The 19,335-nt window shown below is 58.9% G+C and carries 16 protein-coding genes; 11 read left to right on the top strand and 5 right to left on the bottom strand.

What is annotated here, in order from left to right; genetic code table 11:
- Nucleotides 1-8: 8 nt before the first annotated feature.
- From WM40_RS03090 to WM40_RS03045, 10 genes are all read left to right on the top strand, one after another.
- Nucleotides 9-1,613 carry an acyl-CoA ligase (AMP-forming), exosortase A system-associated gene (locus WM40_RS03090; protein ID WP_046152182.1) on the top strand — a complete coding sequence of 535 codons (1,605 nt, stop codon included), beginning with the start codon at nucleotides 9-11 and terminating at the stop codon, nucleotides 1,611-1,613.
- On the top strand, nucleotides 1,610-2,719 hold the full coding sequence (locus WM40_RS03085; protein WP_046152104.1) for a hypothetical protein: 1,110 nt from the start codon (nucleotides 1,610-1,612) through the stop codon (nucleotides 2,717-2,719). The genes WM40_RS03090 and WM40_RS03085 overlap by 4 nt, the downstream gene beginning before the upstream one ends.
- A complete protein-coding gene (locus tag WM40_RS03080; protein WP_046152103.1) occupies nucleotides 2,716-4,563 on the top strand; it encodes an acyl-CoA dehydrogenase in 1,848 nt (615 codons plus the stop codon). The genes WM40_RS03085 and WM40_RS03080 overlap by 4 nt, the downstream gene beginning before the upstream one ends.
- A 61-nt stretch (nucleotides 4,564-4,624) precedes the next feature.
- Nucleotides 4,625-5,806 (top strand): citrate/2-methylcitrate synthase, encoded by a 1,182-nt coding sequence (locus WM40_RS03075; RefSeq protein ID WP_046152181.1) that lies wholly within the window; start codon nucleotides 4,625-4,627, stop codon nucleotides 5,804-5,806.
- 31 nt (nucleotides 5,807-5,837) lie between these two features.
- On the top strand, nucleotides 5,838-6,500 hold the full coding sequence (locus WM40_RS03070; RefSeq protein WP_024904176.1) for a class I SAM-dependent methyltransferase: 663 nt from the start codon (nucleotides 5,838-5,840) through the stop codon (nucleotides 6,498-6,500).
- A 4-nt stretch (nucleotides 6,501-6,504) separates the two neighbouring features.
- The gene (locus WM40_RS03065) at nucleotides 6,505-7,635 is read left to right on the top strand and encodes a TauD/TfdA family dioxygenase (protein WP_082102400.1); all 1,131 of its coding nucleotides are present in this window, start codon (nucleotides 6,505-6,507) and stop codon (nucleotides 7,633-7,635) included.
- Nucleotides 7,632-8,648: an ATP-binding cassette domain-containing protein gene (locus tag WM40_RS03060; RefSeq protein ID WP_046152102.1), complete on the top strand. Its 1,017-nt coding sequence runs from the start codon at nucleotides 7,632-7,634 to the stop codon at nucleotides 8,646-8,648. The genes WM40_RS03065 and WM40_RS03060 overlap by 4 nt, the downstream gene beginning before the upstream one ends.
- Nucleotides 8,641-9,738, top strand: coding sequence for an ABC transporter permease (locus WM40_RS03055; protein ID WP_024904173.1), 1,098 nt, complete (start codon nucleotides 8,641-8,643; stop codon nucleotides 9,736-9,738). Before WM40_RS03060 ends, WM40_RS03055 begins: the two co-directional genes overlap by 8 nt.
- A gap of 35 nt (nucleotides 9,739-9,773) precedes the next feature.
- Entirely contained in the window at nucleotides 9,774-10,316 is a 543-nt protein-coding gene (locus tag WM40_RS03050) for a hypothetical protein (RefSeq protein ID WP_046152101.1), read from the top strand.
- Between the two features lie 2 nt (nucleotides 10,317-10,318).
- A complete protein-coding gene (locus WM40_RS03045) occupies nucleotides 10,319-11,734 on the top strand; it encodes an FAD-binding oxidoreductase (protein WP_024904171.1) in 1,416 nt (471 codons plus the stop codon).
- A 395-nt stretch (nucleotides 11,735-12,129) separates the two neighbouring features.
- Here WM40_RS03045 and WM40_RS03040 read toward each other — a convergent pair whose 3' ends face one another.
- From WM40_RS03040 to WM40_RS03020, 5 genes are all read right to left on the bottom strand, one after another.
- Nucleotides 12,130-13,203, bottom strand: coding sequence for a threonine aldolase family protein (locus WM40_RS03040; protein WP_046152179.1), 1,074 nt, complete (start codon nucleotides 13,201-13,203; stop codon nucleotides 12,130-12,132).
- A 47-nt stretch (nucleotides 13,204-13,250) separates the two neighbouring features.
- On the bottom strand, nucleotides 13,251-14,531 hold the full coding sequence (locus tag WM40_RS03035; RefSeq protein WP_052738144.1) for a dicarboxylate/amino acid:cation symporter: 1,281 nt from the start codon (nucleotides 14,529-14,531) through the stop codon (nucleotides 13,251-13,253).
- Nucleotides 14,532-14,563: 32 nt separating this feature from the next.
- Nucleotides 14,564-15,232, bottom strand: a complete 669-nt coding sequence (locus WM40_RS03030) for a GntR family transcriptional regulator (RefSeq protein WP_236693360.1) — start codon at nucleotides 15,230-15,232, stop codon at nucleotides 14,564-14,566.
- A gap of 189 nt (nucleotides 15,233-15,421) precedes the next feature.
- Nucleotides 15,422-16,420: a hypothetical protein gene (locus WM40_RS03025; protein ID WP_046152100.1), complete on the bottom strand. Its 999-nt coding sequence runs from the start codon at nucleotides 16,418-16,420 to the stop codon at nucleotides 15,422-15,424.
- 543 nt (nucleotides 16,421-16,963) lie between these two features.
- Nucleotides 16,964-17,682 (bottom strand): IS6 family transposase gene (locus tag WM40_RS03020; RefSeq protein ID WP_236693359.1). Its coding sequence is split into 2 segments (ribosomal slippage): nucleotides 16,964-17,319 and nucleotides 17,319-17,682, totalling 720 coding nucleotides; the frame shifts between segments, so codons are not numbered across the junction.
- 598 nt (nucleotides 17,683-18,280) lie between these two features.
- Here WM40_RS03020 and WM40_RS03015 point away from each other — a divergent pair.
- Nucleotides 18,281-19,300, top strand: coding sequence for a purine-nucleoside phosphorylase (locus WM40_RS03015; RefSeq protein WP_046152176.1), 1,020 nt, complete (start codon nucleotides 18,281-18,283; stop codon nucleotides 19,298-19,300).
- The last annotated feature ends 35 nt before the right edge of the window (nucleotides 19,301-19,335 follow it).

Here is a 19,335-nt window from a genome sequence, read left to right as displayed (position 1 = left end):
AGTCGTTCATGAATCCCATGATCGGTATCGCCGATGTGTTCGAAGACGGTGTCCGTCGCTGGCCGCAACACCTCGCTTACGCCGACGGCCAGCGCGAGGTGACGTATGCACAACTCGCGGATGCGGTGTTATGCGTTGCCGGTGCGCTGCGAGCACAAGGCGTTGTGGTCGGTGACCGCGTCGCCATCTATGCGCCGAAGCAATACGAAACAGTGGTGTCCATTCTTGCTGTCAATGCGGTCGGCGCATTGTTCGTACCCATCAATCCGCAACTCAAGGAGGCGCAGATCCGGCACATCCTGACGGACAGTGGCGCAATCTTGTTTATCACCGGCGCGCAGCGGCTAAAGCGCATGCCGTGGCTGACCACGGAGACGGACTTACCCAAGGTGCTGCTGATCGAAGCACTCGCAGAGCTGACGCAGGCGGCTGGCAGCGTGGATACAAGTGGTGCGGTTCCGCAAGACCGGAACCGCTGGAGCCCGCTGTCGGCAGTCGACGACGATCCCGCGGCGATCCTCTACACGTCCGGTTCAACCGGTAAGCCGAAAGGCGTCGTGCTGTCCCAACGCAATCTCGTGTCAGGTGCATACAGCGTCGCGTCGTATCAGCACCTCGATCATACCGACGTGATTCTGGGCGTGCTGCCGTTGAGCTTCGACGCCGGCCTCAGTCAGTTGACCAGCGCATTGATCGCGGGCGCCTGCTACACGCCGCTCGATTTCTTGCAGGCTGCGGATGTGCCGCGTTATTGCGAAGCACAAGGCGTCACCTCGATTACCGGCGTGCCGCCGCTGTGGATGCAACTGGCCTCGGTCTCCTGGAGCGACCCGGCACGCACTCGGATCCGGCGTTTCGCCAACACGGGGGGGCATCTTGCAACACCGTTGTTGCGCCGCCTGCGCGCCCTCTACGTGAATGCGGATCCGTATTTGATGTACGGGCTGACCGAAGCGTTCCGCTCTACGTATCTCTCGCCTGCCGATGTGGACGCGCGTCCGAACTCGATCGGCAAGGCCGTGCCGAATGCACAGATTCTCGTGCTGCGTCCGGACGGCAGCGAATGCGATCCAGAGGAGCCCGGCGAGTTGGTCCACCGCGGCGCTTTCGTCACACTCGGCTATTGGAACCAGCCGCAACTTACCGAACACCGTTTCAGGCCTTTTCCCGGCATGCACAAACAGATTCCGCGCTCGGGCCTTGCTGTCTGGTCGGGTGACCTCGTGCGGCGCGACGCGGAGGGCTACCTGTATTTCGTGGCCCGCAGCGACGACATGATCAAGACTTCCGGCTATCGCGTCAGTCCGACCGAAATCGAGGACTTGCTGTTTGCCTTGCCGCACATTCGTGAAGCCGCCGCGTTCGGCGTCCCGCATCCGGCGCTCGGCGAAGCGATCGCGACCTGCGTGGTGTCCACGCTCGATGCCGACGCGGCACGGGCCGACATCATCCGTGCGTGTCGCGAAACGCTGCCCGGCTACATGGTGCCGCTTATCGTTGACCTGCAAACCACGCTGCCGCGTAACCCTAACGGCAAGATTGACCGGCCTGCGCTGAAGGCACGCCATAACAACGTATTTACTCCATCAAACATAGAGGAGAGCACTGCATGACCGTTCTCATGCTTGATACTCCCGCATCGGCCGACGCACATCGATCGCAATCGGGGCTCGCCGCAAACGGCAGATTGGCGATGTTGGGAGGTGTTGCCGTTTTGCCGCCGTCCAACGCGTTTAGCGATGTGCAGGCACAGGAGCGCCATCCTGGCTACCGGCACCTGTTGCTGCCGCAGGCGCACTTCGCCCGCCCGCGTGGCATCGGCAAGATTACCGACCAGGAAATACAGCATCTGAAGCCGAATGGACGGCCGGTGTTGCGCATCGCGCCTCCGGGCCGCAGCTTGTCTGATCTCGCGGCCGACGCGGCGATCGACTTGCGCGACCAGCTCGGCTCCGGACAGTTCGCGCGCACGACGCACATCGTGCTTGCCAGTTGTGCGTTGAACGAGGCGATAGGCGACTCGGTGGTGGGGCGCATGCAATATGAACTAGGCTTAAATCATGTGCTGCCATTGGCCTTGGGCCAGAATGGCACGCTCGGCATGTACGCGACATTGACACTGCTCGAAGGCCTGCTCGGCGACGACGACCAAGCGCTGGTGATCCTGAGCGATAAGTGGCTATATCCGTTTTTCCGCCAGTTTGGCGATCTGGTCGGCTACAGCGATGCGGCCGCGGCGATTCTGGTGCGCCGCGCCACCGATATGTCTAACTGCAACGTCTGGGGCAGTCCACGCAGTGTCGCCGTTGAGTTTGGCGACGCGATCACTGACCCCTGGGCGAGCAGTTCCGCCGCGGTGCGCGACGCGCTCGCGCCGCTCGCCGCCCGCGCGATTCGCCGCGCGCTCGAAGACGCACGGTTAAAAGGAGATGAAATCGATTGGTTCGTCGCACCCGGCATCGATCCGACACTTGCCGTGCACATCGCGGACATGACTGCCGTGCCGCGCGAATGTCTGGTGCGACACGACCTCGGCGGCCATCTGTCTTCCGCGGATTCAATGGTCTCGCTGCTGCGTCTGGCCTCTTCGCTCGATCGCGCGGAACGTCGTACTGCCTTGGTCTGGGACATCGCGCTGCACGGCGCTGCAGCGGCCGCGGTATTCGACGTGATTGGAGGCTTTCGTGTTGTACTCGACATCGAAGGAAGTACCGTATGAGCACTTATAAAGTCAGTCTTCGCGAGCTGCGCTTTTTCCTTTGGGAACTATTCGAGGTGGATCGGCGCTTTCTTGGCCAAGGGCCTTACAGTGCCCATGATCGGGAGCACTTCGACGCATTGCTCGAAAGAGCCCGGGATTTCGCATTGGATCTCGGCAACAGCTACCAGATGTCTGATATAGAAGGGTGCCACCTTCTCGAAGACGGCCAAGTACAGATCCCCTCGCATTTCCATGCGCTGTGGGCGCGCTTTCGCGACGAGTGGTCGAATACGCTGTTTGGTACCGAGCATGGCCTGCCCCCCATCGTCACGCAAGTGATCTACGAGATGTTCATGGGCGCCAATCCGTCGTTCATGACATACGGCGGCTTCACACGCCCGGCCATCAAGCTACTGAAGATGCACGGCACGTCGCGTCAGAAAAGCTTCATGCCTGCCTTGGAAAGCTATCGCTGGGATGCCTGTTTCTGTGCCACCGAACCGCAAGCCGGCACTGATCTCACCGCGGTCGCGTTGCGCGCGGAACCGCTCGAACAAGATGTCTACGCGATCAGCGGTGAGAAGGTCTATATCTCGGCGGGCATGCACGAGTTAACTGAAAACACGCTCTATTTCGTGCTTGGTCGCATCGACACCGCCGCACCGGATTCATTCGCGCTGTCCTGTCTGGTCGTGCCGCGCTATTGGCCCGACGAGCGTACCGGCGAACTCACATCGAACCACATCACCTGTGCCGGCCTGCCGCGCAAGATGGGTCTGAAAGGATGCGCGAACACCCATCTGATATTTGGCTCGAGCGGCACGACGCGCGGTTGGCTGCTTGGCAGTCGCCGTAACGTCGGGTTGCTGCAACTCATGCCACTGATGAACCAGGCGCGCATGAGCACCGGCATGTTCGGGGTCGGCGTCGCATCGAGCGCGTACTTGCATGCCGTCGACTATGCCAGTCATCGGCTGCAGGGCCGACCGATCGAACGCGCATCGAATACCAATGCCGCGCGTGTCGCGATCATCGAGCACGCAGATGTGCAACGCATGCTGCTCGACATGAAGAGCCGCGTCGACGGCTGCCGCGGCTTGCTGGGCAAGCTGGCCGCCACCGCCACGCGAGCGGCGATTCTTGAAACGACGCCCGGCGCGGATCCGTCGGAAATTGAAAAACACCGCAAGCTGCAATTGTTGCTGACGCCGATCTGCAAGGCCTTCATCTCCGATCAAGCGTGGCGCATCTGCGAAACCGCGATCCAGGTGCATGGCGGTCTCGGCTATACCGATGCAAGTCCCGTCGAGCAAAACGCGCGCGACGTGAAGATTCTGTCGATATGGGAAGGCACCAACTACATCCAGGCGCAAGATCTGGTGCGCGACAAGCTCGGCTTCGGGCGCAACTCGCGCCTGATTCGCTATTACCGCGACGAACTTGACGTTTTCCTTGCGACTTGCAGCCAGAGTGACACCGACGCCGATCTGCGTCCTCTGTTCGAGCAGTTGCGCGCCGGTGCTGATCAGATCGAAGTCGCGCTTGCACATATCGCGCAAGAAGTGCAGGACGGCCACACGCATCGCAGCAGCCAGTTCTATACGCGTTTTCTCGACATGTTCGGGCTGGTTACGTCCGCATGGGTTCTATTGGAGTCCGCGTGCATTGCGAGCCGGCGTCTGGCCGTCCTCGATGCCGAAGCGGAATCGGCAGAGGCGTCGTTCTATCGCGGTAAATATAAGAGCGCGCGCTACTTCTTTGCCAACGTGCTGCCGCTCGTGGACCAGCATGCGCGGGCGATAGCGTCGATCGGCGAGGCGGCCATCGGCGTGAGCAGCGATGAACTTGTCCAGGTGGAGTGATATGAACGAGTTCATCGCTACTCCCGATATCGTCGCACCCGCCAAACACGCCGACGGGGCAATCGATGCACCGCGCAACCTGTTGGGTCGCCCCGCTTCGCGCCATCGCGGTACCGAGATCGATGGCGCAACGCTCGCGCCCGAAGGTTTGTGGGTGCGAGACAAGAACCTCAACGATCTGATCGGCACGACGACGTTCGAGGGTGCGATTGCCCATCTGTGGTTTGACCGGGAGGTAGACGGCGTGCAGCAAGCCGCGATCGGCGCGCGTCTTGCCGCGATCGGCGTTTGTCTCGCGCAAGGCTCGGCGGCGCAAGATCTGGCGGCACAGCTCGGTGCAGCAGGGGTCGAACCGGTGTTTGCCGCCGCCGCGGGTCTGTTACGCGGTCTCGACGATACGCTTGCCGATACATCCGGCGCGTCACTCGACGATGCGGACCTCGACACGCTGCTGGTGTGCGCCAGCGCCGCGCCGTTCTTGCTGCATGCGGCGATCAACGGTAGGCCGTTCGCGGCATCGCGTGGCGCGCAACGGATCGAGGCGGGCATGACCCACGCGCAACGGATGCTGGTATTGAGTGGCGCGACGCGCCACGATTCACAGGCTGTGCGCGTGATGGATGCCTTGCTGGTCGCGTGGCATGCGGGATTTGGTTACATCACGCCGACGGTGCTTGTGCCGCGCGTCGCAATCGGCACAGGCGTGACGCTGACCCAGGCGATTGCGGCGGGCTTGATGGCGAGCGGTCCGGCACACGTTGGTGCCGCCCGTGAAGCGCTTGATTGGCTACAAGCGCTCGCTGCTTCCCACACAGCGTTGCAACACCTGCCGGAGGGGTTGCAACGCGTGGGCGCGGACGCGGTCGATCGTGCCCTCGACAGCGACGGGACCTTGCTCTTCGGCTTCGGCCATCCGCTATTTGTCGCCGATCCACGGCCCCCGCATTTGCGCGGGCTGTTCGTTGATGCGGGCTTCAGTGGTCCGTTTCTTACGCTGTATGACGCGTGTTGTGTCCGGGCGGCGCAGCGCAAGCAACTGAATCCAAACATCGATTTTCTGACCGCCGCCGCGCTGCTTGAACTCGGGGTGATCGTGCCCTCTTGGGGCGTCGGCATTGGCTTGTGCTCCCGCATCGCGGCAATGGCCGCGCATGCGGTGGAGCGACGCAAACGCCCGGCGTTCGGCGTCAACAGTGCGACCGCGCGCAAATTGTTGGCCGCCGTTCCTGTCGGATGGTTGTGACCTTCTTTTTCCCGTTCATTCAAGACAATACATGCTACTCAAGAATCTACGCCCCGCGAACGACTACGACCGCTTCGCCACCGAGACCCTGGAACCTTGGGATCTACTGTTTATAAGCCGAATTCGCCAGCTAGCGCGCGATTTGACGCCAGGCTATATCGCTGACATCGGCACTGCCACCGGCGTCGTGCCGGTGCGCCTCGCGACTGATCCGGCGATGCACGCGTGGCGCTTCATCGGCATCGACCTTGATCCGGAAATGCTGGACGAAGGCATGCCACGCATTCAAGAACTGGGATTAACCGAACGCATAGAGATGAAAGTCGGCGATGCGCTGGCGCTACCGCTCGCGGACGGCACCCTGACGATGGCGGTCGGCCGAGCAACGCTGCATCATCTGCCGGATAAGGCATTAAGCCTGCGCGAAATGTTTCGCGTGTTGGCACCGGGCGGTATAGCGCTGGTGCACGACATGCGTCGCGACGCGCCGCAAGCCCTACTCGATCGCTTCACGCAGATGCGGGCGGCAGCCGATTATCCGCCGACTCACGTTGAGGAAAAGGTCACGCTAGCGGAAGCCAAGGCATTGGTCCATGACGCTGGCCTCGCGGACGTCGCAACGATTTACAGTCCCAGCACAGGCCTCGGCGCGCTCGGCTTTGAGATCCTGCTGAAAAAACCACCGCTGGTCTGACATCATGAACGCATCTACTCCGCGCCGGATCACCGTGGATTCGATCCACGCCACCGATTACGCCGATACGCGCCTCGTACATGCCGCAAATTGCCTCGGCGCACGCGATGTAATCTGTACGCACCTCGCGGAGTGTGGCACGCTCCCATTGTGCGTGAGCCCGCGCGACCCGGTGCTGGCAAGTTCGAGCACTGCATTCGTTGCGTGGTATGGCGAGCGTCTCGATATCATCGGTGCGTTGCTCGACGAATACGGCGCAATCTTGTGGCGCGGATTTGCTGTTCCCGATACCGCCTCGTTCGGCACGCTGGGCGCACTCTATCCACCGCATTCGCATGGCTACACCGCCGGCGCCGCGCCGCGCAAGGCGATCGCCGACCAAGTGTATGAATCGACGCGGATGCCGCCACCGTTCAAGATAGGCCTGCATCAGGAAATGGCCTACATGGCGACCTATCCGCGGTTGCTTGCATTTTACTGTTCCGTGCCTGCCGAAGCCGGAGGCGAGACGCCGATCTGCGATATGCGGCGCGTCACCGCGCGTCTGCCTGCCGCCGTGCGAGAGCGGTTCTCCGCGCGTGGCGTCATGTATCTGCGCAACTTTGCCCCGCCACAGCGTCGCGACGACACTAACCAAAACCCACTTTTTGCCGAATATCACCGGCCGTGGGACGAGGCTTTCGACACCACCGAGCGCACCGAGGTGGAGCGGTTGTGCGCGGAGCGCAAACTCGGCTGCACATGGCTTGACGACGGCAGCATCACCGTCTCGCACGTGGGCCCGGCCATGGTCGCGCATCCGCGCACCGCCGACATCGTATGGTTCAATCAGGCCAGCGCGCAACATCCGAATCCGCGTTCAATGGGCGATCTCAGCTACCGCCAGCTCCAGCGAGTGTTCGGTACGCGTGCCGCATTTCCGTACGAGATCCGCTATGGCGACGGCTCGGAGATGCCTTACGACGACCTTGTTGCCGTATATGACGCGATGGACCATGAGGAGGTCGCCTTCGCGTGGCGCACGGGCGACGTGCTGGTGATCGATAACCTGTTGACCGCGCATGGCCGCAATCCCTATCGCGGGACGCGTCAGACCCACGTCATGCTGCTCGACTATCCGGATACCCGATCATGACGAAGTCTTTCTTTACGTCGTTGCGCCTTGCGTTCGCTCCTTGGCAATCATTTGACGCATGGCGCCTCTTCGGCGTAGATTTTGGCCACGGCGATCGTGTACACGATTATGCGCTGAGCGCCGATTCGATCGACGTCAGTGCTGGCCAATTCCATTTGTGCGCGACGAACGTGCGTTTCCGCAAAGGGGCGATCACAGCGGTGGTGGGTCCGAACGGTGCCGGCAAAAGCACGCTGCTCGAAGCGCTGCTCGGTTTCCGGCACAACCGTGGTTCGGGCGCCCAGATTCTGGGCATGCCCACGCGGCAATTTCTTGCCGATCCCTCCGCGCTGCGGCGGCTGGGAGCGCAGTTGCAAAAAGTCGAGTACGCGGATCACACCAAGGTCAGCGAGATCGTCGACTTGCATCGCGCGATGTATCGTAAACAGGATTCCGCCGTCGCCGCAGCGCTCGCGTTGGACGAGCTGATCGGGAAGCCCTGCCGCGGACTCTCGAAAGGGCAGCGCCAGCGGGTAGACCTGTATGTCGCATTGGCGCATCGCCCTGAGCTGCTGATACTCGACGAACCATTCACCGGCCTAGACCGCCGTTATACCGGCGTCGTATCGGATCTGCTGCGCGACCGTCCGGAAGGAACCAGCGTCGCAATGATCTGCCATGCCGGTGAAGATCTGTCCGCTGTCGACGACATTGTCTGGGTCAAGCAAGGCGGCATTGCTTATCAAGGACAGAAAGATGTGCTGAAAGCCACGCTGGTTGGTGAGGCGCGCGCACTCCTTTATTGCCGCGACGACAGAGAGGCGGCGGCGTTGCGGGAGAGGCTCGAAGTGCTAGACGGTGTAGTCGGCGTACGTACGCCACAACCGCTCGTGCTCGAAGTATTCGGCGACGCCACGCTGCATCCGTACGTACAACAATTGGTCGGCGAGCAGCGCATTCAGCACCTTGAGCTCTCGCCTACCACCGACAATGATCTGCTGCGTCTGTGTACTGAAGGACTTCGTCATGATTAATGTATTTGCGATACTGGTCCGCAACGAATTGCTGGGGTTCTTGCGGAGCCGTTCGTCGCTATTCTGGACGTTGGCGTTTCCGGTATTCCTGCTGAGCGTGATGTTGTTCGCGTTCGGTGGTGCCGGCTCTTCGCTCGGCGAGGTCAAGGTGGCATTCACCCCGCTTCCTTCGGGTACGGGCGAATCGACTTATAGCGCAGCCTGTCGTGCCGAGATTACGGATAGCCTGACACGCAGCGATGCGATCAAGGTGCGCTTTGTGAGCGGGAGCAATTCCGGTGCCAATGCCGTCATCGTTCGACTCGGCGCGCACCTCGGCGAACCGTCGATCGTCCGCTATGACTTCAATGGCCCGATCGTGGAGAAGGCGGCAGCGCGGCTGATAGAAATGGCGCTTGCGCGGTGCGCCGCACGGCAACAAGGTATTGTCTCCGCCGACCTTGTGCGGTTCGAGAATACCGTGCCCTTTCAACGCCCGTTCAATTACGGCATGTTCTTTGTTACAGGCATTCTTGTGATGTCGTTCATGACGATTGGCCTAAATTCCACCGCTACCGCCATCGCAGCACTGCGCGAGCGCAACACCTTCAAGCTCTACGTATGCTTTCCGGTGTCGCGTTTCGTATTTCTGGCCGCGTTGATCACCGCGCGGATGATCATGATGGCGCTTTCCGCGATCGTGCTGTTCCTGGTCGCGCGTCTTGCTTTCGGTATCGCGCTACCGCTGTGGAGCAGTGCTGGACTGCGCGCGCTTCCTATCGTGGCGCTGGGCGCGGCGATGGTGCTCAGTTTCGGCGTGTTGCTGGCGAGCCGCGCGAAGTCGCTCGCGGCGGCGGAGTTGGCGTGCAACATCACCTATTACCCGCTGCTGTTCCTTAGCGATCTGACGATTCCAATGCACGGCGCTCCTGAATGGTTGAAGGACGGCCTTAAATTCATTCCGGTTAACCAGTTTGCCGTGACATTGCGCGGCGTACTTTTGGACGGTGGGCACTATGCCAGTTTCTTGCCGCAACTGTTCGGCATGGCGGTGAGCACACTGATTTTCATGCTGCTTGCCGCGCGCATGTTCCGCTGGCACGACGCATAAACGTTATTGCATGTCTTATCCGAAGGAGGACCTTGATGAAATCGCATAACCCCGTTACCAACTATTTGTCTCACTTGAGTAATTTCCTGCCCGCCATCGTGTTTCTGTTCTACGGTCGCCTTGGGCCAGGAGAACCTGACGAGCGCTGGACGCATGCGTTTCTTATCGGAGGTGTACTGGCGGTGCTGCATGGTTTGTGGCTGTTGCGTCGCCACAAGGGCAACAGCATCGCGCTCGGCGTCGATCTCTATCTGGTGATTGGGGGCGTGCTAGCCTTTACTTCCGCTGCGGCAAGTCGCCTGTGGGGAGAAGAACTCGGGCCGGCCGCCGTGCTGGTGTGCGTGCTCGTAGTGGGTATTCTGCAGACTGTGTGGAATAACGGCGGCTTTATCGACTGCGCCGCCGCCGATCGGGAGCGTACGCGTTTTCTATCGATGGTAATGATAGCCGTGACGCTCGTGGCGCTGGCGGTTTCGATTTTGATGCGCCATAGCCCAATTCTGGGAGGCGTCGTACCGCTGTTCGCGTTGGTGTTGGTCCGAGGCCGGCTGCGCCGCCAAGCGGTAGCGGCCAGCTAAGAATGGGTACCGCCTTCGACACCGCGCGGTCCGCCAACCACGCGCTTGCGGCAGCGCTGCCCCCGGGTGCGTGGTTGACCGGCGAGGCGTGCGCGCCATACCTCACCGATGTCATGCACTACCAGGGGAACGCGCTCGGTGTTGCACTGCCTGATAGCGTGGCGCAGCTGAGCGCACTCGTGCGTGCCGCCGTCGCGCATCGCGTCACGCTATTGCCGCAAGGCGAGCGAACCGGCCTTACCGGCGCCGCTATCCCGGATCGAAGCGGTGCGCAATGTGTCGTGTCGTTTACACGGATGAAACGAATCCGCCATTTCGATCGGGTGAATCGTAGCATTACGGTCGAAGCGGGTGCACTCCTGTCCGAAGTGAACCGGCATGTTGAAGCCGCCGGACTGTGCCTGCCGATCGATCTCGGGAGTGACCCCTGTGTGGGCGGCCTGGTCGGTGCGAATGCGGGGGGCAGTAGATTGGTCAAGTATGGCAGTACACGACACAATGTGCTCGGTGTGGAAGCCGTACTCGCGGATCGTGACGGCAGCGTACTAGATCTGCTTGCGGCATTGCGCAAGAATAATGTCGGGCTGGACCTGAAGCAGCTATTTATTGGCGCAGGCGGGGCCAACGGCCTCATCAGTGCCGTGTCGTTTTCACTCGCGCCGATCGAGCGTTCATCGCATACATTGCTCATCGCGCTAGCATCGTACGAAGCGGCGACAAGCTCGCTCATGGCGTTCGAGGCGGCGTTCGGCGAATTGCTGTCCGCCTACGAATTCATCTCGGCGACCGCGCTGAGGCGCGTCGCCGCGGCGTTTCCTCATATCACCACACCCTTTGCCGACAGTGACGCGGCATGTTTTGTACTTGTCGAGATCGCGAGTGGGATGCCTGGCCTCGATTCGCTCCTTGAGGCCCGTGCGCTTGAGGTGGTAGAAGCGCTCGTCGACAATCATGCAGTCCTTGATGCTGTCTTTGCACAAAGCGAACGCTTCTGGCGCATCCGCGATAGTTTGCCACTCGCAGTCGCGCAAGATGCGTTGCCTTTGTCATTCGATATATCCTTCACGCGGGGTGCGCTTGCACCGTTTCTTGTCGAAACAGCGCAATGGTTTGCCGCGCAACATCCGTCGCTGGGCTATTACGAGTTCGGTCATTTCGGTGACGGTGGCTGTCATCTCATCATTGCGATTCCACTGGCCCTCATCGAGCAATACGGACCGATGCGGCAAATCGTATTACGACGAGAACTCTATCAAAGGGTACTTCGGCATGGTGGTAGCTTTAGTGCAGAACACGGGATTGGCCCCGGTAATGTGGCTTATTACCGAAAATTCGTGCCACCCGTAGTACAGGTTGCGTCCGGCATAGTCCAGCGGGCGCTCGACCCTCACGCGCTTGTCGGGCGCGTCCAGTATTGAGAAGGCGATGGACGCGGTGATCTGCCCGGTTTCTTAAGACCATTCGGTTCTAGCAATAACGGCAGTGGTTGAATCGCTTTCTAAACGCAGGCGATACGCCAGCGGTGTGTCGTGGTTCGGGCTTGAATGCGGTCGGACTTCGGGAACAGGCAACCGTCCACTGATGCCGAGAGCGGTCATCCAGACAGCGTGGCTCAATGTCTCCTTCGGGTCCAGGCCGTGTTGAACCAGATCATTACTGTGCGACGCGTGACGATGCCCCCAAGGATTGTTTGACTTTCTTCGGGCTCTGGTGCAAATAGGCGGCGCGGCCCATAAGAGGGGTAAGCGCAGGCAAGGTGAGCGGGAAAATGGAGCCGGTAACCGATGAAACGCGCTGTCCAACGCAACGTCGACTACAAAGCCCGGAAGGCATGAATCGCTTGATCGATGCCAGCATTCGTGACATGACGATGCGTCACTACTCTGATCGCATGCGCACCGTTGGCGCGGACCAGGATGCCCGCCGTGGCCAGGCGTTGACAATAGGCCTCGGCCCGACCATCCGGAACACGCAGGCGAACGATATTACTTTGTGGCGCGATATCGTCCCGTTCGATTCGATTCGTATGTGCCAGCCCGTTCCAGAGGCGGTGGGCGCGGTCATGATCCTCCTGCAAACGCGCGGGCATCTCTCTCAACGCCACCAGTCCGGCCGCAGCCATGATGCCCGCCTGACGCAAGCCGCCCCCGACCTGGCGCCGCAGGGTCCGTGCGCGCAAAATAAAGTCAGCATCGCCCGCGAGAATTGCGCCCATCGGCGCGCCCAGACCTTTGGACAAGCAGAATGTGACGCTGTCCGCACATCCAGCCAATGCCGAGACGGGTTGCCGCAACGCGACAGCGGCATTAAACAAGCGAGCACCGTCTATATGGATCGCAATGCCGCGCTCGGCTCCCAGCGACGCAATCCCTTGCATATAGTGCATGGATGGTACATACCCACCGGATGCATTATGTGTGGTTTCCACCGCGATTATCGCCGTCGGTTCGCCATAGCGTGAAAAGCCACCGCGTGCCACATCCGCGAGTACGGCCAGATCCATTTCGCCGCGCGTCGACGGCACCATCCGACAGAACAATCCTGCAAGCCGCGATAGCGCACCACCCTCAGAATGCGCCATATGCGCGTGCGCATCGACAATGGCTTCGCCACCGCGTGGCGCGTGCACCAATGTTGCAATCGTGTTGCCCATCGTACCGCTGCACACGAACAGAGCGCCTTCCTTCCCTAGCGTCAGGGCTGCCTCGTGCTCGAGCAAGGCCACGGTCGGATCACCCTCAAGCGTGTCATCCCGCAACGTTGCGGTCTTCATCGCCTCCCACATGGCGTCAGTCGGTCGCGTCACCGTATCGCTGCGAAGATCGACGATGCCGTCGTGGCTGATGCCGCCGACGGGTACAGGGGTATTGTCAAGTATCTCAGTCATTGTTTTCCAATCGTTCATCTACCGCCGTCCCCTCGATACAAGGGGGCTTACTTGCCCAGCGACGCCGGCGCAATGGCGGGGGCCAAGGGATTGGATGATACGGATGGGATCGGCTCGGGCGCATCGTAAGGGATCCCGGCGAACTTCATGACAAATTTCACCGCCACTGTGTTACTAAAGACATTCATAGCCGTGCGTCCCATGTCCAGGAAGGCGTCCACGCCGGCAATCACGGCAAGTGCTTCCAGCGGCACGCCGATCGTCGACAAGACCATCGCCACGGCCACGAGACCACCAGACGGCACATTGGCACTGCCCTTGCTGGCGAGCGTTGTCACAATCGTGATAGACAACAACATATGCCAGTCCATCGGCACATGGTAGGCATCCGCTAGAAAGCCCACGGCCAGCGCGAAATACATGATGGAACCGTCACGATTGAACGCATAGCCCAGCGGCAGGACAACCGATGCCACTGCTTTCGGAACGCCCATTGCGATCAGCTTTTCAAGATGCAGCGGCAGACTGGCTTCCGAGGAACGCGTGGCAAAGGCCAACAAAAACGGCTCGCTGATCTGCTTGACCGTCTTCAACGGCTTTTCGCCGATCAAGCGCAATATCCCAAAGAAAACGAGCAGCAGAATTGCCAATCCGAGATACATTACCGCCACAAGTTTGGCGAGTGCAAAAAGCGTTGCAAGCCCCTTGCTCGCGAACAACCAGGAGACAATTGCGAAAATCGCGACAGGCGACAGCGCGATGACCCACGCGGTGATCTTGAACACACTGGCCATCAACGCATCCAGAACGTTCACCAACGGCAGCGCCCGCTCACCGATGGAGGCCAGTGCAAGACCGAGCAAGACAGAAAACACCAACACCGGTAGCATATTTCCGCCGGACATAGCGACCACGATATTCGTGGGAATCATATCCAGGAAGAACTTTGTCCAGTCGATCGATGTCGCGATAGCCTTCGCCGGCGTGGCCGCATCAGCGAGATTCGCACCCATGCCGGGGTGAAACACACCGTTAAGTAGTAGCCCCAAGGCGATCGAAAGCAAGGTGGCAATGAAAAAATACGCCAGGCTGATCGCAGAGACACGGCCAAGCGCGCGTGTCTGGTTTCCCATCTGATACACACCCAGCGTAATCGCCGTGAATACCAGCGGCACGATCACCATCTTGACCGCCTGTACGAAGGCCGCACCCACTGGCTCGATCGCTTTCGCCCAATGTGGCAGCACAAAACCAAAAATCATCCCTAAAGCCAAGCCAATAAGCATTTGCAGCGGTAGCGCGATGGGGCGCCGTTGTTGCCGAATCATGATCCGTCTCGTCGAATAGGTAGGATGAGTGCTTAGCGTGTCGCGCCGGTGCGCGACAGATAGCGAAATCGGTGTTGCATCGCATGTTCGAGGTGTTCCCAAACAATGCGGCGGGCCGCGTCGCCGTCACGACGGACGATGGCCGCATGCAGCGCCAAGTGTTCTTGCAGGGCTTGGAATGCATCGTTGGCGTCGTAATCCACGACTTTTTGCAGCACGAGTCCGCTTTGATCACGCAGATTGCGATACGCCTGCTGCAGGCGCGCATTGTCCGTGGCCGAGAACATCGCGTCGTGATAAGCCCAACCCAGGCTTTGGGATCTGACGGAATCGAACGGTGCATGCGAGGCAAGAATTCTCAGCTGCTCGGCCACGGTCTCCAGTCGCGCCAGATCGCCGCGCGTCGCAGCCAGAAATGCGGCCATACCCTCAAGCGCGACCCGCATTTCGTGAATTTCCGACAGATCGGCAAGCGACATCTGGCGCACGAAAGTGCCTTGCATCGGTACTATTTCGAGCAAACCGTCACGCGATAGCGACTTCACCGCTTCGCGAACCGGGGTACGACCGATTTGCAATTTTTCGGATAACCCGCGTTCCGAGACAGGTGTTCCCGGTGCAATTTCGCCACTCACAATGAGGTGACGCAGCCGCGTATATGCGTCTCCGGGATCGATTTCGTTTTGTTCTTCGATGTGCACGCGTCGGCGTCTCCGGGTGGTCGATGACTGGTATACCAGCATGACAAAATGGAGACGTCAACGAAACGATATATTTTGATCGACGCTGAGCGAGTCCGGGACGAACCGCCGCGGGGGCTTCGTCGCTGTGCCCCCGGACTCTAGAGCCGAGTGCTACTGAAAAAGGGGAGATGTCGGCGACAGAACCATCTAATGTGATTGCTCGCCCCTAAGCGGCACGCTCGACGTTTTTAAAAGTCGTTTTATTTTTCCTGTTGCTGCGTTCAACCTAACGGCTAGTGCGTCTCGCTCTTGCGCTGTCCCACCGGAAAAATCGCCCAGCTCGGCCATAGCTTTCTTTAAACCTTGATGAATCGACATCAAATCGCTTACCCCCAAGCCGTCACCGTGTATCGATGCGTTCTCGATTCTTTGAAGATCATCAATTAGCGCTGTATGGCCTGAAGAAAAACATTCGAACATGGGTTCGGCAATACGAAACGAATTCATGTGCGCATTGCGAAGGGAAGGGTGTTTCGACGCGATCTCGGTGTTGGCACTCGATAGCGCGATGAACGCCGACTCAAGCGTATCCCTACTATTCGCACGATCTTTAGGCGTAGCTAATTCATTCGGTAACAATTGACGCCGCTCACCCACTTTCTGCGCATCGAGTCCTGGAAGAATCTGTCCTTCAGGGAGCTTGTTCAGTATGTTAGCAATGTCGTTTGGGTGGAGAATTTCTCCGCCTAACACGTCACGGCCGATCCTGTGTAGATTCCATAGCACCGCACCAACGTTTTGTTTGTTCAGTGCTTTGCCGAACTCAAGATGATAGTGAGGCAACATCCGGCCATTATCTGCGTAATTCACGCCCAACGTGTGGTAATAGTCGTAGTCACGTTCGTTGGACGCGCGTGGAATTTTCCTGTCCTCATACACTTTTCCATCACCCTTCACGTGGTTTTCGTGAATCGTGATAAGCGGTGCGCCAGCTTCGGCCGCTACCTCGTTGTAGGCCATGATGACAGCTGCGACCGTGCGTTGCAGGTCTCTTTTCTGCGTCTGGCTGCGTGTACCGATAGCAAAATCAGATGACCCGGTGAGGTTCAGCAGACCTTTTGCACGGCGTATTTCAACGTTCTGCAACATCGAACCAGGCGTGCAAGCAACACGCTGCCACTCCATCACGTTGTTTTTCGCGATCATTATCGTGTCCGGATTGCGATGATTATGACTTTGTAACGGGTGTAGTAGGGGGTCGAATCGGCGAGTTTCCGGCGATAGCTTAGGGGTTGACTCCGGCAGCGGTGATTCCCTGTGCCGGATATCAGAACATCCATCGGATGAGGTTGCGTCGGATATCTTCATTCTGATTTAGATAAAATGAAACAATTGATCATTCTGGCACGTGCTTCCACTAGCCAAACTCCAGTGCCTCCGAAAAGTTGTAGCCTTTTTCGAAGTCTTTATTTGAGTAAATGCCATCTGGTGAAAATTCTCGGTAGTCCCCCGTTTTTAACGGCGGCGGATTCAACCGGTCACTGCAACCCCCCGATATTGGTTGTTATAAAATCTGACGTGTTGTCATGGCGAGCATATTTGGCCTGATGACGGATGCACGTAAGACGCGTATCAGGACTTTATGACGAGGCGGCATTCTGATGAGCGAGATTGCGCGGGACATCCCAAAACGGTTCTGGTGCAAATAGGTAAGAGTGTTGAGAACGTTCTTACCTGTAGGATATCTTATCAAGCAGACGGTACAGCATTCCATACCGCAAGCAGAGGGGCATCCTTGAGGACGAGTTTGGTCAGATTGAACTGGCCCTTGCGAATGCAATGCATCAATTCGATGCCCGAGATCGTTACCACGGCATTTCTGAACCGTTTGAAGCCGAGCATCACGTTCGTTCTCGACTTGATGTTTCGATGGTCCTGCTCGATCACGTTGTTCAGGTACTTCGAGGAGCGGACCGTCATGCCTTCAAGCGGTAGGTCATCGGTCTTCATCTCCCGCATCGCACGGTGCGATGCTGGGTAACCATCGCGCGTGATAGTCTCTGGTGGCCGACCCTGGTGCCTGATCGCCTTGCGAAAAAAGCTTTGGCTGCGACTACATCGCGTTTGGCCCGGAGTAAGAAGTCCACTGTCTGAACATCTCGATCAACCGCCCGGTACAGGTAGACCCATCTGCCACGAATCCTTATATAGGCCTCATCGACTCGCCACGAGCCACCTGCGCGGATCGCGATGTGGCTCCAGCATTTAACGAACTCCGGGGTAAAGCGTTTCACCCAGCGCATGATGGTGGTGTGAGCCAGCGATAAACCGCGCTCTGCCATCATTCCCACTAGATCGCGTAGGCTGAGCTTGTAGCGAAGGTACCAGCGCACGCACAGAACGATGATTTCTCGATCAAAATGGCGACCATCAAACAGCCCCGGCTTGTCTTTGCGCTTGCTCGTCATCGATCACCCGATTGTTGGGCTCAATACTTTAACCGATTCGCGCCTACTATTTGCACCCAAGCTGTCTTGACGCGGGTGCTCGGGCTGACTTGGGAGTGACCACCACATCACAGCATAAGCATGGAAGTCCGGACGAACTACTACATGCTTAAGCCGCAAGTCGGGCAAGACTCCCATGATCTTTCACAAGATCCCATTGCATCTTCTTGCGGATACTTTCAAGCGCTAACGCATCAAACGGGCTATGCCGGTATGCCTGACGCGCACGGCAATCGGGCACTCGCACCGACGAAGTGCATCCGATGCAATTTCATGTGCCAAATCGGGTCATCTAACGAACGAAATGTAGGGCGTTGTTGGCAACTGCGTCAGCTCGGACTATTCCCTTGCTTGAAAACAGATAGATTCGCGATTGGTGGCACCATGCTTGCTTAACGTGACGCAAACATAACACCCGTGCTAAACCTTACATTAAGCTTATAAAAAAACATTCTGATTAGGATTACTGTTTATCAATTCATTATGGGAAAAGTAAACGATGGTTGTGTTCGGTTCGATAAAGCGACATACCTTGATCCACGCACTCGGCGTCACATGCATGGCCTGGTTTCTCGGCGCTAGCGCCTATGCCGCGCCAAAGGCGCCGGTGCGACAGCCGGTAAAAGTGCTGATCGTTTCGATGTTCGGCCCAGAGGGAAAGGTCTGGCTCGACCACTTGGGTAAGACGCGAGCTATTCGCGTCGCGGGTTTGTCACCGGACTACCCTGATGTGCATTGCACGCGGGATGATGTCTGTGTGCTTACCACTGGCATGGGGCACGCTAACGCAGCCGCATCAATGGCTGCATTACTGTATTCGGGGCGCTTCGACCTGCGCAAGACGTATTTCCTGATCGCAGGAATAGCTGGAATCGACCCCGCACAGGGTACGCTTGGCTCGGCCGCATGGGCGCGCTATCTCGTGGACTTTGGCATTCAATGGGAGATCGACGCGCGAGAAATTCCGGCGAATTGGCAGTCGGGCTATCTCGGTATAAATACAAAAAGCGGCACGGAAAAACCGCCTCTGGATTATCGCACTGAGGTGTTCCAGCTCGATGAGGCTTTACTGCAGCGCGCGTATGCTTTGTCGCGCAACGCGGTGCTGACCGATAGCGTGGAGGCGCAAGCCTATCGAGCAAAGTACCCTGGTGCGCCGGCCAATCAACCGCCAAGCGTGATCCAGTGCGATACGCTGTCGGGTGACACCTGGTTCTCGGGAACTGCGCTCGGACAGCGTGCGCGAGACTGGACGAAACTGCTGACGGATGGGCGAGGGGTGTATTGCACCACGCAGCAGGAAGACAACGCGACATTCGAGGTGATCAAGCGCGGCGCCGCGGCGGGATTGGCCGACACCCGACGTGTTGCCGTGCTACGCACCGGCTCGGACTTCGATCGACCGCCGCCAGGTGGATCGAACGTCAACAATTTGCTGGATTACCAGCAGCAGGGTGGTTTCGTGCCTGCCGTCGATAACCTGTATCGCGCGGGGAAGCCGTTGGTCGACGCAATCGTAAAAGACTGGCCGCATTGGAAAGACGGTGTGCCTGAGGATGACACATCATCCACCCCGTGAGTGGACAACTGACGTCCACTCATTCATGGCAGGTA

The sequence above is a fragment of the Robbsia andropogonis genome, assembly GCF_000970345.1.
GTDB lineage: Bacteria > Pseudomonadota > Gammaproteobacteria > Burkholderiales > Burkholderiaceae > Robbsia > Robbsia andropogonis.
This window is presented reverse-complemented; position numbering and strand designations above follow the sequence as displayed.